The sequence below is a fragment of the Bacteroides sp. 1001136B_160425_E2 genome (assembly GCF_015559655.1).
Taxonomy (GTDB): Bacteria; Bacteroidota; Bacteroidia; order Bacteroidales; family Bacteroidaceae; genus Bacteroides; species Bacteroides luhongzhouii.
The window spans coordinates 232,601-249,557 of sequence record NZ_JADMQH010000009.1; the positions used below are offsets into that span (position 1 = coordinate 232,601).

The following is a 16,957-nucleotide window of genomic DNA, read 5'->3' on the forward strand; positions in this document are numbered from 1 at the left end:
GAAACAGAATATGTATAAAATGATAACGACGGGACTACTATGTATAGCTGCCGTCGCACTAAAGGCACAAGATGCACCGATAGACAGTGTGGATCACACTAAAAGTAATACCCTAGGAGCATCTTCGACGGTTTATACCAACGACTTGATAAAATATCAGTCAGCTACCATCCTTACCGGATTGCAAGGACGATTGAAAGGTCTTAATGTATCACCTTTCCGTGGCATGCAACTGTTACGGACTGATGCCAATACTAAATCCGATATAGTGGGAGCTATTCCTAATGTAGGTGGAGGTATCTACGGAGATAATTCGGAGTTTCTCATTTCAGCACGCGGACAATCGCCTGTAGCCATTGTCGACGGTGTAGAACGTGACCTGTATTCCATAGATCCCGAAGCCATTGAATCGGTTACCATTCAAAAGGATGCCCTTTCCAATATGTTTTTAGGAATGCGCAGTTCACGTGGTGCATTGATTATTACTACCAAAAATCCTGATGCAAAAGGTGGTTTCCATCTCTCACTCACCGGAAAGTTTGGTATATCCAGTGCATTGAAATCCGGCCCAAATCCACTTTCGGCTTATCAATATGCTTATCTGCTCAACGAAGCATTGCTCAATGATGGCAAATCACCACTCTATACGTATGATGATTTCGAAGCCTATCGCAATGGAACTTCCCCTTATCTGCATCCCGACGTAAATTGGAAAGATGCTATTATGAACAATTCTACTACGTCACAAGCCTATAACCTGAATGTAACAGGTGGCGGACGGGTGGCTCAATACTTTGTAAGTTTGGGATATTACAGCGAAAACGGATTGTTCAAGACGAGCGACGCTAACAGCTACAACACCAATTTCAAGTACAACCGGTATCTCATCACATCGAAGGTAAACATCAACGTGACAGATGAATTTAAGGTAAGCATGTCCTTAATGGGACGTATAGAAGAAGGAAACCAACCTGGAGGTATTTCGGGGACAGGATACAGCGACCTTTTGAGCAACGTATGGCAGACTCCCAACAATGCTTATCCCGTCTTAAATCCCAACGGTACGTATGGTGGTAACGCTTCGTATACCCAAAACCTCTATGCACAGACCACTGGTTCGGGATATATCTCAAGCAATACCCGCGACGTCGTAGGAACCATTAATTTGAAATATGACTTCGATAAATTGGTGAGAGGACTTTCCGTTGGTGCAACAGGAAACATCTCATCGCAAGTGCGTAATGCTATCGTTCGTACCAAACAGGCACAAGTATTTCAATACAGCATAACCCAACAAGGCAACGAGGCTTATGACAAGTATGGAGATGTAAGTTCACAAACCAATAGTTACCGTTCAGTATCAACGTACCAATATATGTATGGCAAAATGTATGTAGACTGGGAACGCCAATTCGGTATGCATGGTGTGAAAGCTTCACTTTGGGGCGATACACGTACCATACTCAACAACTACGACCTGCCTATGATTCCGTCGAACATCGGACAGAAAGTTGAATACAATTACGATAACAAATACTTCGCGCAAGCAGCCGTAACGGAAAGCTATTACAACCGCTATGACAATGGACGTCGCTGGGGAACATTCTGGGCAGTAGGTCTGGGTTGGGATATCAGCAAAGAGAAGTTTATGGAAGCATCAAAGATAGACCAACTCAAGTTACGTGCCACCTACGGTCATACAGGAAACGGAATCGACAATGCCGGATACTTCAGCTACTTAAAGAGATACAATGAAGATGGCGGATTCTGGTATAGCAACGGTACATCCATGAGCAACGGAGGTTCAGTGTCGGAAATATCCCCATTGGCAAATACCCTCCTGACATGGGAAAAAGGAAGGAAAGTCAATGTAGGTTTAGATTTAACCTTATTAAAGAACCGGTTGACTTTCTCGGCTGACTATTACAATGACTACTACTACGATATATTGCAATCACGTGGTAAGAGCATCCAATTATTAGGTATTGCTTATCCGACAGAAAATATCGGAAAAACACGTTACTACGGATTGGAAACACAACTTAGCTGGCAAGATCACATCGGTAAGGTGAACTATTATGTATCAGCCAACTGGAGTATGGAACAGAACAAACGGTTATTCATGGACGAGCAATATGTACCTTACGACTATCTGAAAATGACAGGTCAACCCACCGGTGCCATCTACGGATTGGTAGCTACCGGATTCCTCACAGCTAAAGATATAGCCGATGGATATCCCGTAATGAACGGCTTCAACAATATTCAAGCGGGTGACGTGAAATACAAAGACATGAACGGTGACGGCGAAATCAACGAATTCGACCGTACTGTGATTGGTGGCGACAAACCGACTTGCTATTTTGGTATTGATTTAGGCTTTGAATGGAAAGGGTTGGAAGTTACAGCACTTATCCAAGGTGCTTACAACCGCGACTTATATAATAGCGACCGCACGTTGCTCGAAGGATTCCAAGTGATCGGACAAAGCTACGGACAAGCTTACACCAATCTTCTGAATCGTTGGACACCCGAAACAGCTGAAACAGCTACGTATCCGAGACTGACTGCCGGAGGCAATATGTACAACTACGGAAACAACTGGAACTCTTCACTCTTTGTACAGAACGGCAACTATATTCGTCTCAAGAACGCTACCGTATCGTACAAACTACCCGAAAACTTCTGCCGTAATTACTTAGGCGGACTGCGCGTGAAGATATTTGTACAGGGACAAAATTTACTCACATGGTCACGTACCCGCTTGCAAGACCCTGAAGTTACCTTCACCAGCTATCCGTTACAGCGCACCATTACGACTGGAATCAATCTTAACTTCTAATAAAAAACGATGGATATGAAACAAAATAAATATGGCACATGGGCAGTAGGAGCATTTATGCTGTTATTGAGTGCTACCGCATGTACAGACAGTTATGAGAGTACGCCTGTAGATATGTTTACAGAAGATTACCTCTTCTCGAGGACCGACTCCAACGGAACTGTCGTACGTAAGTATCTCAACCGCATTTACTATTACATGCGCAATGGACACAACGGTGTAAATGGTGACTACCTGGATGCCGCTTCCGATGATGCGCTCTCTGTCTATTCGTCCGAGTCTGATGTATACAAACTGGCCATCGGACGTTACAGTGCCTCCAATCTTATTAACTCGGATATGATTTGGAGCGACCCTTATTTGGTGATTCGCCGCGTAAACATTCTGTTGAGTGGAATTGACGTAGTACCTTTCAACACTACTTACACTGATGCACTCGGTAATACACGCAGGCTCAATGATTCTATGAAAGCCGAAGCCCGGTTCCTGCGTGCTTACTTCTATTTTGAATTGGTAAAGCGCTACGGTGGAGTGCCCATTATCGGTGATAAAGTGTACGAATTGAACGAAAACATCGAATTGCCACGTAGCACGTTCGAGCAATGTATCAAGTATATTGTAAGTGAGCTTGACGATATCAAAGATGACCTTCGTTCGCTGCCACTACCTGACGCCGCCGCTAGCGCACACGTAGTAAACACACAGGCTGCCCAGGCACTGAAGATTCGTGTATTGCTCTATGCAGCAAGTCCGTTATTCAACGAAAAGCCCATTGAATCTGGTAATGAGTTGATAGGATATGCCTCTTATGATCGCGAACGTTGGAAAATAGCAGCCGATGCCGCCCGCAACTTTATTAACACGTACGGAACGGGTGACGGAGCTATCATGGGACTTGACGACAATTTCAAGAATGTATTTACCAATTGGTATTCAAACGAACATAAAGAAGTTATCTTCTTCCGTGAAAACGCAATGGATAAGACGGTGGAAACAGCTAACGGTCCGTTGGGACTTAGCGGTGCCAAACAAGGAAACGGCCGCACCAATCCCACACAGAATTTAGTCGATGCCTTTTTAATGAAAGACGGTCACTTTATCAATGATAAAGGTAAATATGAATACAATGAACAGCTTCCTTACGCACAACGTGATCCACGTTTGGAATATACCATTATACACAATGGTTCGTCATGGGTGAACTCTACGATGGAAACATGGCAGGGTGGAGCCAATAATCCTCTTGGTTCGTCATACTCGCTCACGAGTTATTACATGCGCAAGTTTATGGGTGATTTCGAAGCAGCCAACGAATATCAAGACACACAACACAACTGGGTGATGTTCCGTTACGCCGAAATACTTCTGAATTTTGCCGAAGCCGAAAACGAATATTTGTCTACTCCTTCACAAGCTGTATATGATGCTATCATCGCCCTGCGCCGACGTGCAGGTATCGAACCTGGTGAAAAGAATTTGTATGGACTAACAACCAATGAGCAGACACACAATTTGACGCAAGCCGAAATGCGCAAAGTGATTCAGAATGAACGCCGCATTGAATTGGCTTTTGAAGAGCATCGCTATTGGGACATTCGTCGTTGGCGACTTGCCGAACAGGTCTATGCACAGCCTATTCAAGGAATGTACATCACTAAATCACAGACTTCCACGACCTACGTTCCGCAAGCTGTGCTCAATGTACAATGGGACAATAAACGTTATTTCTATCCGATTCCTTATTCGGAAGTAATAAAAAATAAGAATATGGTTCAAAACCCTAATTGGTAATATCTTATGAAAAGAGTAATTATAACATTCTTGTGCCTCCTCTGCATTGTACAGGCATACTCCCAATCGTTTACGATAAGCGGTACCATTATTGATGGGGAAAGCAACGAACCGCTTATCGGGGCGGGTATTCTGGTAAAGGGAGCCGGAAGGGGTACCATCACCGATATAGATGGAAAATATTCGCTGGAAGTGAAACGCGGCGAAACATTGGTATTTTCGTTTGTAGGCTATCAAAATCAGGAAGTCGCAATAACGAATCAGCACACACTGAATATCGCATTGAGGGTTTCCGAAGCCAACAACTTGAACGAAGTTGTTATCACAGGTCGCGGTAGCGCGAAACGTATCACTCTGACCGGTGCCGTGAGCGGTATTCAAGCCAACGAATTGCGTAGAGTTCCTACAAGTAGCTTGCAGAATACATTATCGGGTAAACTGCCCGGCTTCTTCAGTCAGCAACGTTCCGGTCAGCCGGGAAAAGATGCTTCCGACTTCTTCATCCGAGGTGTAAGCTCCTTGAATGAGGACGGTAACAAACCGCTTATTATGGTTGATGATGTGGAATACAGTTACGAACAGCTGTCGCAAATCAATGTCAATGAGATTGAAAGCATATCTATATTGAAAGATGCATCCACTACTGCTATTTATGGTATCAAGGGCGCTAACGGTGTGTTGGTAGTCAAGACACGTCGCGGTGAAGAAGGAAAACCAGTGATCCATGTGCGTGCAGAAGCCGGCGGTCAGATACCTGTCCGTAAACCCAACTTCTTAGACTCATACAACACCGCCCTGTTAGTCAACGAGGCACGTACTAACGATGGTTTGACTAAAATGTTTACACAACATGATTTGGAACTGTTTAAAGACGGTTCCGACCCATACGGGCATCCTAATGTAAACTGGTACGACGAAGTGTTCAAAAAATCGGCTATGCAGTCGAACATCAATGTCGACGTATCGGGTGGTACCAAACGTTTGAAATACTTTGTTTCCGGCGGTTATTTCTCACAAGGTGGTTTGGTTCGTAACTTTGCTAAAGCGGATGACGATGTGAATACCGGCTATTTTTACCGCCGTTTTGACTACCGTACCAACTTGGACTTTACAGTTACTGATAATCTGACTATGCGCCTGGACTTCAGTTCACGCTTCATGAATATCAACGAACCGAGTAGTCTGAATGCTACAGGCGAGATTTACAATTTCACCGCTATGCACCCCTATTCGGCACCGGTGCTCAATCCGGACGGATCGTATGCTTACCTTTCAGATGTGGACGGTTACGGACCTACATTGAATGCACGTTTGGCTAACGAAGGTTACACGCGTACACGCCGTAACGATAACAACATTCTCTACGGTGTGAACTGGAAGATGGATTGGCTCACCAAAGGATTGTCGGCCAATGCACGCATAGCTTATTCTACTATCGACGAAGTCTTCCGCAAGGTGAACCGGGGAAAAGATGCGTACCCTACCTATCACTACGATCCTACTACGGATCAGTACAACATCAATCCCAACCGTCAATATGCTTATTCACAGTATGCTCTGACGGCCGGAACCAACCAGGCTGTGAAAAATTTGGATGTTCAGGCCTCCATCAACTATGCACGCGTATTCAATGGAATACACGACGTTAGTGCCACGTTACTGTATAGCCGCCAAAGCCGTACCGTAGAAAAAAATCCAAACGATACAGGAGAAAAGATTCCCGAAAACTTTCAGGGCCTTACCGCTACCGTAGGTTACAAATATAAAGATAAATATCTGGTCGACTTCAATGTTGCATACAACGGTACCGACCGTTTCGCCGAAGGACACCGCTACGGAATATTCCCTGCTATTGGCGTGGGTTGGCGTATCTCCGAAGAATCGTTCTTCAAGGATAACATTTCTTTCATCCAACTATTGAAAATCAGAGCTTCGTATGGTATTGTAGGTTCGGACGTAGCTATGGGTAACCGCTACCTTTACAACCAGATATATACAGCAACTGATAATGCTTATAATTTCGGACAAAGCGATGTCACTTCCACTGCTATTACGGAAGGTGACCTTGGCAATAGCAGTGTGACATGGGAAGAAGCTAAGAAGTTTGACATAGGTCTCGACTTCAATGCATTCGACCGCTTCTCATTCACTTTCGACTGGTTCTACGATAGACGATATAATCAGCTTGTGAAACGCAATGACATACCGCAGATCTTAGGTGTGGGTACTTCACCTATCAACGTGGCACGCACCAGCAATATGGGTTTCGACGGACAGATTGGTTATCAAGACCGTTTCGGTGAGTTCAACTTCAATACCAACTTCGTATTCTCGTATGCTAAGAATAAGGTAGAATTTAATGCCGAAGCACAACAAAGATACGATTGGTTGTCGGCAACAGGTCGTCCTATCGGCCAACCATTCGGTTACACTTGGATAGGTTATTATACACCTGAAGAAGTGGACTTGATTCATGCAGGAGCCGCAAATGCACCGGCTGTGCCCAATACCGACGTGCCTATCCAAGCCGGCGACTTGAAATACAAAGATTTGAACGGAGACGGTGTTATCAACGACTTCGACAAGGGAGCTATTGGTAAGCCAAACTTACCCAACACCACACTGGGATGGACAATCGGTGGTTCGTGGAAAGGATTGTCAGTGAGCGTACTCTTCCAAGGTTCGTTCAACTACAGTTTCTCGGTAAACGGCACAGGTATCGAACCTTTCAAGAGTCAATTCCAACCTCTACACCAGAAACGCTGGACATTGGAACGCTACCTGAACGGTGAAGCCATCGAATTTCCGCGCTTAACAAGCAATCCGTCAACTGTAAACAGCGCAGCAGCGTATATGTCCGACTTTTGGTTGATTGATGCTTGGTACATCCGCTTGAAAACCATCGACGTCTCCTATCAAGTGCCCACAAAAGTGTTGCCTTCATGGCTTACAAACCTCCGTGTCTATCTCAATGCTTACAACATGTTTACATGGACAAGTTTTGATAAGTATCAACAAGACCCGGAAATCAAGTCCAACTCCGCCGGTGATGCATACATGAACCAGCGCGTGTTTAACTTAGGAGTACAACTTACATTCTAATAAACTGATAAATACTCATAGTAGTATTAATGAAAAAAGGGATGCGTCTTCATAGATGCATCCCTTTTTTCATTGATAACACATTGTAAATCAAGCATTGTTATTTGGTAGGAAGCCGAATCCGTACATGTAGGGGTACATGGCTTGCCGTAAACGAAAACGTCCCACTCCACACACAAGTCGGTGTGCGGGGCGGGACGAAAACTATTATAGTTGCCGTGCTAAAAATCTATCGGTTCATTCTGGTAAAAGCAGCTACTTGAGGTACTTCTTGTTTACATCTTCCAGTATCTGCATCTGCTGGATAGCTATCCGGTTCAGTCGGACAAGCCTTTCGTGCTGAGGAAGTCCTTCTCCTATGAATACGGCATTCAGATTCTCCATGTTCGAGAGGCAAATCAATTCGTTCACCGTGGCATAGTCGCGGACGTTTCCTTTCAGGTCGGGATGCGCATCGCGCCATTCGAGGGCAGTGAGGCCGAACATGGCAACGTTCAGCACATCGGCTTCGCTGGCGTAGATGCGGGAGGCTTGTTGTGGTGTGACTTCTGCCGGGATAAGGTTTTGTTTGATAGCATCGGTGTGGATGCGGTAATTTATTTTCGACAGTTCTCGCTTGGCACTCCAGCCCAGTTGCGCGAGTTCCTGCTCCTTAAGGCGCTGGAACTCGCGGACTAAATAGATTTTAAATTCAGCACTAATCCACATTCCAAATTCAAATGCGATGTCCTTGTGTGCATAGGTGCCTCCATATCTTCCGGCTTTCGCTTAAATACCGATAGTATGGGTCTTCTCCACGTATTCTTTCACGCTGATTTTGAAACTGTTCAACCCCGACTGATTTCTAATTGTGGCGAATTCGCCATAATTAAATCCTGGGTTATACAACCGCTCCCATATACCGAGGTATTCCAGTGTATTCCTGTTTCTCAGCCAGTCTGATATGAAGAAATCGCCATCTTTGGCTTTTAGCATGTCAGTAATGCAGATATAATCTTCGTTATTAATAGACACTACATTGATGTCTGTAGTCAATACTGTTATTTTGTTCATCTTGTCTTCTCCGGTTAAACGATGGGCAAAGGTACACTTTTCCCTTCAATCCCTAACACATTATTTATGAATGGTTTTCGTTTACAACAAGTCAAAGAACGCGTCAGGTGAATAAAACAGAGCCTCTGTTTAAGTGAAACGAAGCCTGCATTTCACTTAAACAGAGGCTCTATTGAACGAATATAGAGGCTCTAAAAAAGAGACCGAACTCATCTCTCTTTTTTGCTTTCGGTTCGCTTTCAGTCAACAACCTTTTTTACTGATGTTTTTGACTGGAAGCTATTTTTAGTAATCACATTTAGATTATAAGGATGAAGTTTAGTTCTAAACAGTACAAAAAGAAGATGATTAAATAAACGAACTCCTCATTTATTGTATTCTCCTTTACAATTTCACTGTAATGCCTTTAGCTATATCACCAGAAGATTTATAAGTATGACCAGCATACAATACTTCTACCTTTATCATTCCAAAATCAATTTGGTCTTCCCCTTTATCGTCTGTCACTTTTACAATAAGATGATGCCCGTCTACTAACTCTGCTTTAAAAGTTAGCTGTTTATAATCTCCTTTCTGAAATCCCCATCCATCTCCTTTGTCCCAATACAGAGAGCCTTCCGCTCTGCCATCCTCATCCGGGCAAACAACTAAAGTCAATGGGTCGAATGAATTTTCATTCACATTCTGAATTATTTTGCCTACTGGAATAATAGAGCCACCTCTCACTTTTAATTTAGCCTGATATTTACCTTTTGTATCTCCTTTAACCAAAGATAAATTTTCCCAAATTCCTCTGGGTAGAGAAGGATTCTTTGCAAATGCAGGAATTATCAACAGGTCTGTCCCCAACATGAAAGCTTGCTCTTCAGCACGCAAACTTTCATCTTTCGGATCAGCAAAGAAAACCGGAGCCATCACAGGCTGTCCATCTTTATGAGCCACATGAAAAGCAGTGTAAAGATAAGGTAACAAACGATAACGACGTTCTAATGCCATGCGTGATTCCTTTTCTATATCTTTAGTAAATGCCCACGGTTCCTTGTTATTTGTATCACAGGAAGCATGTCCTCTGGAAAAAGGGAAAAATGCACCGAAGCCTAACCAGTTTCCCCACAAATCGGGAGTCGTATTCCCAGCAAATCCACCTATATCCGGACCATTGAAAGGCTGACCAGACAACCCCAATGTAATAGACATCGGTACAGAAAGTTTCATCTGTTCATAAGTAGCTTCGTTATCGCCCGTCCACATGGCTGCATAACGCTGTCCGCCAATAATATTGGAGCGGGAAAGAAGAAATGGACGTTTGCCTGGATTAGCAGCCATCATGCCATTATAAGAAGCTTCGACCATCAGACGACCATAAGCATTATGATACATTAAATGGCTACCAATAGGTAAGTTGCCTCCTCCTAAATGAATATTGTTCTCCGGCATCGTTCCCCCAGGACCATCAAATACAGACGGTTCATTCATATCATTCCAAATGCCATCTATTCCATTAGCCATAAAGTCTTTATAAAGTCCGGACCACCAAGTGCGCGTCTCCGGACGGGTAAAGTCAGGAAATGCGCAAGCACCCGGCCATACTTTCCCGTGAAACTCATTACGATAGATATCACAAACAAAAGCATTCTGCTCTTTTCCGGTTTTATACACAAAATAGTTATCATCCACTTTTACACCCGGATCTATCATATACACGGAATGGAATCCATTATCATGCAGATACTTATTCATGCGCTTCGGATCGGGAAAATCCCTGTTATTGATCGTGAATACACGGAATTCATCCATATAGTTGATATCAAACCATATTACATCGCACGGTATCTTCTTTTCACGAAAAGTATTGGCAACTTCTTTCACTCTAGCTTCCGGCACGTAAGAAAAACGAGACTGATGATAACCGATTGCCCATCTGGGAGGCATACTTATAGTACCGGTCAATTCGGCAAGTCCTTTTAATACAGCTTGTGGAGATTCACGATCTATGATATAAGTACGAAAAGGTGCTCCTTCAGTATTAAATTCAATTTTATCTGAATTAGTAATCAATTCAGCCTTCCAAAAACTATCAAACAATACGCCAAACGCTGTCCCGTCCGAACGAACACCTAACACCCACGGATGCGTTTGATACAGACGTGAGCCACCATCAACCCGATACATACCATTATCCGTATTCCACATTTTAATTTTTTGCCCATTACGCAGCAACGGACCGGTCACTTCACCACCTCCATACAGACTTGTTCCGGCTGGAACATCCAATGAGGCATTTGCCTTGCCATCAGTCATCGTAAATTGAGGAACTAATTTCCAGTTTTCCGGTACTTCACCTTTCTTTTCCGGTTCATGGGAGAGAATTAATGAAGGCGTACGGGAAACATCATACCCTACGGGGATAAATTCTACAATTCCATTTCCTACCAGTGTTACTTTTTCTGTTTTTATATTACCTGCCCAAGCTACCTGAGCCGTAAAGAAGAAAACAGCCATTTGCAATAACGATATTCTTTTTCTCATTTAAATATTATTTTAGTTATTAGTTCCACCAACGGATTTTAGTCAGGCAATTTCATTATCAAAAGCTTGGAAAACAGTCCTCATGATATCATATTTTCATTCTGGTCAAACAGGATTTCCAGCAACTCCTCCGGTCACTCATAAAAGAAGAATAAACAGACCGGAGGAATATTGTGGAATTTCAAACACCAATCCTAACTTTTTACCTATATCTATTGAACTTTATACTATGAACGCTTGAAATTTGAGAAACCACTAAAGAGAAATTTAAAAAGAATCATATAAAAATAATAATCAAAGCGATTAACTTTAAGTCCATTCACAGGACAATTTTCCTAAAGTTAATTTTGTTTCTGCACCGTAATAAACTAAATAATAATTTAGTTTATTACGGTGCGTTTTTAAATGTATCAATAAAAAATTCAGCCGCCTCTAGAGAAGATTTTTCATTTTCATTTCTCATATTCTCATAGGTGACTGATAAACAGCAAATAATCAAATAAATAGCTTATGAGAAATACTTTCTAAGACGGCATTTCTCATAATACACCTTCTATTTTAGCTTAAAATTCACCTTATTCTCATAGTATTTCAGAGTATTTCTCATAGTTAAATACTATACTTCTCCTTTTTTTCTGGTTGAAGATAAACTGTAGTTCCGTTTGTCCCATATATTATGGGAAAATATTCCCTAATATTATGAGAATTTATTCCCACAAAATAAGAGAATCTTTTCCCTGTTAATAGGGAATACCTTCCCACAATATATGGGACAAGAAGAATATGTACTTCCCTGATAATCGTTGACTAGTTGCTTCTTTATTCTTGTATAGGTTGATTGGAAAAACACTATGAGAAATGAATCCAACAAGTATGAGAAACAAAGTAAAATACGGAGTATTTAACGGAAAAACTATGAGAAATGCCGTCTTATAAATCATTTCTCATAGTCTATCCTATTAGTTTTCTGCCATTTATGATTAATGAATGAGAATATGAGAAATGAAAATCATAAATCCGTTTTCAGAACCTAAGTTTCTACCGGGCATTTGGGAAAAAATTAAAGTTATAGATAATACTTCCGATAAAGTAACATCCTAATGTTCTCGACGCGTTAGATTGATAGTAATTATCTCCAATGATTAAAGAAGAATTTCTCCGGTTCTGAAGGATATCATTTATAGCAAACTTTATCATACCCTCTCCATATCTTGGTGAAGAGAATATTCGTTTAGACAACATTCCATTCAAAATCGTTTCTGAATAATTATATCCTGCACCATAACCTTTCTTATTAACCCAGCGCAACGTAGTGCCTAAACGTATTTTGTATGGCAACGCAACAGAAACATCCAAGCTACTTCCCCAATCATAAGTTTCAATATTTTCCTGCTCATGAACATTGCTTTTTGCATTGGTATAACTGAATATACCCTCAACTTTAAAATCAAAATTTTCTTTATAATATCTAATATGCGGTCTTTCATCAAAAGTAAATCTTTTCATGGTACGGTGTAGATTATTAAATTCACTGTTTCTTTTATCAACGAAAAAGCTCAAAGAGTTTCCTACCTTATAATCTTTATTCACTAATGGAAGATTAAAGACTGAATTTACTCCAACATTCCAATTTCCCTTAAAATTCTTATATGTGGTAGTCTTTATCCCACTACTGATATCAATATCAGTTACTGGCCGAATATCATTTACTATAAATTGACTTAAAATAGAGAGACTATAGTAGATCTGCTTCTTTGGATTAGATCCTGAATAACTGGCCACAATTTTATTACTGAATTGAGGTTTTAAATTAGGATTCCCCTTTACGTTATTAGTCGGATTACTTGAGTCAACATAGTCCTGCGTTTGAGTGGGAGAAGGTGGTGTCATCAGCCCCTGGTAATCAAGCTTAAGAATCTTCTTATCTGTAAAAGCATACTTGAAATTAAAGGTAGGGGAATAAAGAATTGTATTTAGTTTCGCTGAATTAGGTGTAAGCTCACCGGAAGAAGTCGAGTAAGGCTCATGTATTTTATTTGTTGTATTATTCAGAATCATGTTTGCACCAAGTATATAAGTCATTTTCTTTACAGAGGACTTAAAATTTAATGTGAACCATTGTTCCTTTGTATTTTGTCTTAAACTGATACTTTGGGAACCGTTAATCACCTCTATATATTCCTCCGGAGATAACATGCTCATATCATATGTGATTCTATCTTGACTATAAGATGACTCTTGGAACTTATACAGCAACTGTACAAGGCTTCTTTTAGAAATAGGCTCAACATATGATAAAGAGAGTACGAGTTTCCTATTTCTATTTCTATTGTTGATGCTTTGATTCAACAGAGAGTCCTTTTCAAGTATTTTGTTTTCAAATAAATATTGATGCCAAACTGATTTATCAGTGATACGATTCTTGTTAATGTCACCAATAAATGAAAGAGAAAAAATCCGGCCTTTTTTCTTTACGAAATTGTGAGCATAGTCAACGGACAGTCCCAAATTGTATCCTCTATTCTTTGAATAAATATCTGATTTCCCATTATATAATGTATCAAGAGCATTATTTAGGGATTCGAACTTTTCAGTCCGCTCCCGTTTTCCTGTATTATATAAACCGGTGACTTTAATAAATAGAGTATTCTTATCATTTGGTTTCCATTCAAATCTGGAATTTACATTTAATGATTTTGGTTTATCGACGCTAAAGCTTCGACTATTATCGTAAAGAAAATCATCGACGCCCAATATATTTCTACTGCTTGTTTTATTATCAATATCATTTTCTTTCGAGTCATAAATGATATCACTATATAACTTTATTTTACCAGAATAGTCATTACTAATATTGAGTCCAATCTGCCCTGTTTTAAGAATTCCATCAGAACTTCCTTCCATGCCATTATTTGTGTTATTATTTTGCATGAATAATGTGAAGTTACATTTGTCTCTCATCAGATTTATATATGCGTTATTTTCGTACTTCACATCTTTATTTTCGATATCTAGTCCACCGCCGACATTAGCGTTCGCCATTACCGCAGTCTTCATTTCTTTTTTAACTTCCAGATTTATGATCGTCTCTTTTTTCTCATTATCAAATCCGGAGAGTCGGGCACTTACAGAAGCCCTATCAACGACTTGTACCTTATTTACAATTTTACTTGGTAATGCTTTTGAAGCTAATTCTGGATCACCGGAAAAAAATTCTCTACCATCCACAAGAATTTTCTTAACTTCCTTTCCCTGAACCATTATGATACCTGAATTCGAAACTGTTACATTGGGAAGAATTTTCAACAGGTCTCTCACTGATGCATATTCAGGCAATGAATATATGCTAGTGTTATACTCTATTGTATCTCCTTTTGTTATAATAGCTGGAGCACTACCAGTTATAGAAACCTCTTTTAACGCATATGACTGTTCATCTAGCAAAATCTCACCGACATGCTGATTGACTTGCGCCATATCTATTTTAAACTGCTTCAGTAAAGTTCGAAAACCTAATAACTTTATTTCCATTATAAAGTTAGGGATCGAAACGTCTAGCGAGAACATGCCAGAAGCATCGGTTTGAGTTCCAATAATAAAAGTGCTATCTGGAACAGACAGCAGTCTAATTGTAGCACCTTGTAGGTTTCTGTTATTAACATCTTTAACTACCCCAGCTATCTTACACGATTTTTGTCCATATACACACAAGGATAATATCAATGATATTAATAAAATGACATATCTCATAGAAAAAATATATTGCAGAAAAACTGTACACAAAGGTCATCAATTCTTCTGACATAGAAGAAATAATCCTTTAGATATTCTCAAGTATGTTTAGATTCTATATCAATAGGGCATGCGCATTTCGCTCATGCCCTAATTAATAATTCTATAAATCTCAATATTTAGCAATCAACTCCTCGCATACAAAGATGCAAAGTGGCATCTGGGCTAATATTATAGTCAGCTAAAGTCCGCCCATCCTCCAATTGTTTTCCAGCAAATAATAATCGCATATTCTCTGGTATCCAACCCGTTTTTTCAAAGATCATTTTCCTGACCTCTTCTATTTTTGTTGTCTGTTCAACTTCCAATGTAAGTGTTACACCATGCAAATTTTTCACATAAATCCGCATAGCGTCAGCAGCTATCGGAAAAGCAAAAAGCATGAAATTGCATAATGCAATTGCGAGCAAAGATTTCTTTAATGTTTTCATAATTCTTTGATTTTAAGATTAAACGTTAATCTATACATTTATTTGTGGGAATGATAATGTCTTGTTTGTTTATTTTCATAAGTCGTTATGTATTAAAGGTATATAACTATATTTTATAAGTTTCGCTTGTGCGTTTTTCAAACTAAAAACAAAAGTAATAAATGCTTTCAAGTAATCGTACGCTTCGCTAGCTAATTTATATCCTAAAAACAATCCAAATAAAAGGAAGAATAAATAAGACAGCAATATAGGAATATTCCATTTACCTTGTTTATTTATAGCACTCACTTCTGATGATAATATTTACATAGCATCAGCACCACCCAAATCAACACTGGTAAAACGTCCGGAAATAACATCCATCTGTCGGGCATCGTAATCATACAGGTTCAATCCATTATCTGTATTCAGTGCCTTACCGTTATACTTATGCTTAACTCTTCATCCACTTAACAAAATCAAGATTGGGTTTCTCATAAGACACATTTAGCTCCATTAATGCCTCAAAAGCCAATAACCTAGATTGTTTCCAACTAGCATTATCTTCTAGTCTTTCAAGATTCCATAAAGTTTCATTATTAGACATTACTTCAAATAGATTGTCTATTCGGTTCAAAATAGCAAGATGTTGTGGCAAAATCAACCCAGCATCTACTAATTGAGGAACCAATGAATAAATATCACTATATAACAAAGCTATTTCATCAGTGACATTCACGTATTGTGGAAAGGACTCTATTTGAACATTCGCTTCTGAAGCTACAAGCCTCAAAACTTGAATAAGATTATTGTATATAAGTTTTGTTTCCATCTTTAAAATATTCTAGATATAACCTTTGCTTTAAGAAACTTTCCAATAAGGGTTTACACCATGATGTCCACCACCAGGATGCCATTGTATCATCCTACCTGTTCGGCCGTTCGTCGTATATTCTCTAAGTATCCTACCTTGTCCTTTATGCGCCCCTCTTCCCAATGTCTCGACCTACCAGCCAGGTGTCTTACCTAATAGGCCTTCAACCTGGGCTGGAGTTTGGCCTTGCAGCAATGAAGAGTTAGCAAAACATCATCTACACTTTCGAGTGATCGCCCTACCTGTCTAATAGCGGTAGTAGTCCTGCCAGCAACCATGCCTCCCTCTTTTCCAATTGCACGCATTATTCCTTTGGCAGTCCATCCTAAAAGTTTCCCGGCAAAGTACCCTCCCACATATGCTAACCAAGGATTCTCCTATTGGACGTGCTATGTCATCTACAGTACGACTATTCAATCCATTCTCCGTATCCAGCTCCTTACCATTATATTTGTAAGGCTGCTTGTCTGCAAAGGTACCCTCTGCAAAAGACATACCATAAGGATAATAGTGAGTCGTCTGAACAACAGTTCCATCAGACCTGGCCACAACACGGTTGTTACC

General features: G+C 40.4%; 8 protein-coding genes and 1 pseudogene. 3 read left to right on the plus strand and 6 right to left on the minus strand.

The features are described from left to right. Window positions 1-10: 10 nt before the first annotated feature. The 3 genes from I2I04_RS11275 to I2I04_RS11285 are packed head-to-tail and all read left to right on the plus strand — an operon-like array spanning window position 11 to window position 7,735. On the plus strand, window positions 11-2,842 hold the full coding sequence (locus I2I04_RS11275) for a SusC/RagA family TonB-linked outer membrane protein (protein ID WP_143260430.1): 2,832 nt from the start codon (window positions 11-13) through the stop codon (window positions 2,840-2,842). Between the two features lie 15 nt (window positions 2,843-2,857). Continuing rightward, window positions 2,858-4,633: a RagB/SusD family nutrient uptake outer membrane protein gene (locus I2I04_RS11280; RefSeq protein ID WP_195655038.1), complete on the plus strand. Its 1,776-nt coding sequence runs from the start codon at window positions 2,858-2,860 to the stop codon at window positions 4,631-4,633. A gap of 6 nt (window positions 4,634-4,639) precedes the next feature. Then, the gene (locus tag I2I04_RS11285) at window positions 4,640-7,735 is read left to right on the plus strand and encodes a SusC/RagA family TonB-linked outer membrane protein (protein ID WP_195655039.1); all 3,096 of its coding nucleotides are present in this window, start codon (window positions 4,640-4,642) and stop codon (window positions 7,733-7,735) included. A gap of 255 nt (window positions 7,736-7,990) precedes the next feature. On the opposite strand, the pseudogene I2I04_RS11290 reads toward I2I04_RS11285, so the two are convergent. The 6 genes and pseudogenes from I2I04_RS11290 to I2I04_RS11315 all read right to left on the minus strand — a co-directional run. Beyond that, window positions 7,991-8,788: pseudogene (locus I2I04_RS11290) on the minus strand (KilA-N domain-containing protein). Window positions 8,789-9,172: 384 nt separating this feature from the next. Continuing rightward, window positions 9,173-11,317, minus strand: a complete 2,145-nt coding sequence (locus I2I04_RS11295; protein ID WP_195655040.1) for a TIM-barrel domain-containing protein — start codon at window positions 11,315-11,317, stop codon at window positions 9,173-9,175. 1,038 nt (window positions 11,318-12,355) lie between these two features. Next, window positions 12,356-15,067, minus strand: coding sequence for an outer membrane beta-barrel protein (locus tag I2I04_RS11300; RefSeq protein ID WP_195655041.1), 2,712 nt, complete (start codon window positions 15,065-15,067; stop codon window positions 12,356-12,358). A gap of 161 nt (window positions 15,068-15,228) precedes the next feature. Then, a complete protein-coding gene (locus I2I04_RS11305) occupies window positions 15,229-15,540 on the minus strand; it encodes a ubiquitin-like protein (RefSeq protein WP_229126978.1) in 312 nt (103 codons plus the stop codon). A 433-nt stretch (window positions 15,541-15,973) separates the two neighbouring features. Then, window positions 15,974-16,351 carry a hypothetical protein gene (locus I2I04_RS11310; RefSeq protein WP_195655042.1) on the minus strand — a complete coding sequence of 126 codons (378 nt, stop codon included), beginning with the start codon at window positions 16,349-16,351 and terminating at the stop codon, window positions 15,974-15,976. Window positions 16,352-16,639: 288 nt separating this feature from the next. Further along, on the minus strand, window positions 16,640-16,957 hold a 318-nt coding region (locus I2I04_RS11315), incomplete at its 5' end, for a hypothetical protein (RefSeq protein WP_195655043.1).

What these genes read in the sequence shown, in the direction of transcription:
- I2I04_RS11275 (WP_143260430.1), top strand. Translation starts at nt 11, where the DNA reads ATGTATAAAATGATAACGACGGGACTACTATGTATAGCTGCCGTCGCA.
- I2I04_RS11280 (WP_195655038.1), top strand. Translation starts at nt 2,858, where the DNA reads ATGAAACAAAATAAATATGGCACATGGGCAGTAGGAGCATTTATGCTG.
- I2I04_RS11285 (WP_195655039.1), top strand. Translation starts at nt 4,640, where the DNA reads ATGAAAAGAGTAATTATAACATTCTTGTGCCTCCTCTGCATTGTACAG.
- I2I04_RS11295 (WP_195655040.1), bottom strand. Translation starts at nt 11,317, where the DNA reads ATGAGAAAAAGAATATCGTTATTGCAAATGGCTGTTTTCTTCTTTACG.
- I2I04_RS11300 (WP_195655041.1), bottom strand. Translation starts at nt 15,067, where the DNA reads ATGAGATATGTCATTTTATTAATATCATTGATATTATCCTTGTGTGTA.
- I2I04_RS11305 (WP_229126978.1), bottom strand. Translation starts at nt 15,540, where the DNA reads ATGAAAACATTAAAGAAATCTTTGCTCGCAATTGCATTATGCAATTTC.
- I2I04_RS11310 (WP_195655042.1), bottom strand. Translation starts at nt 16,351, where the DNA reads ATGGAAACAAAACTTATATACAATAATCTTATTCAAGTTTTGAGGCTT.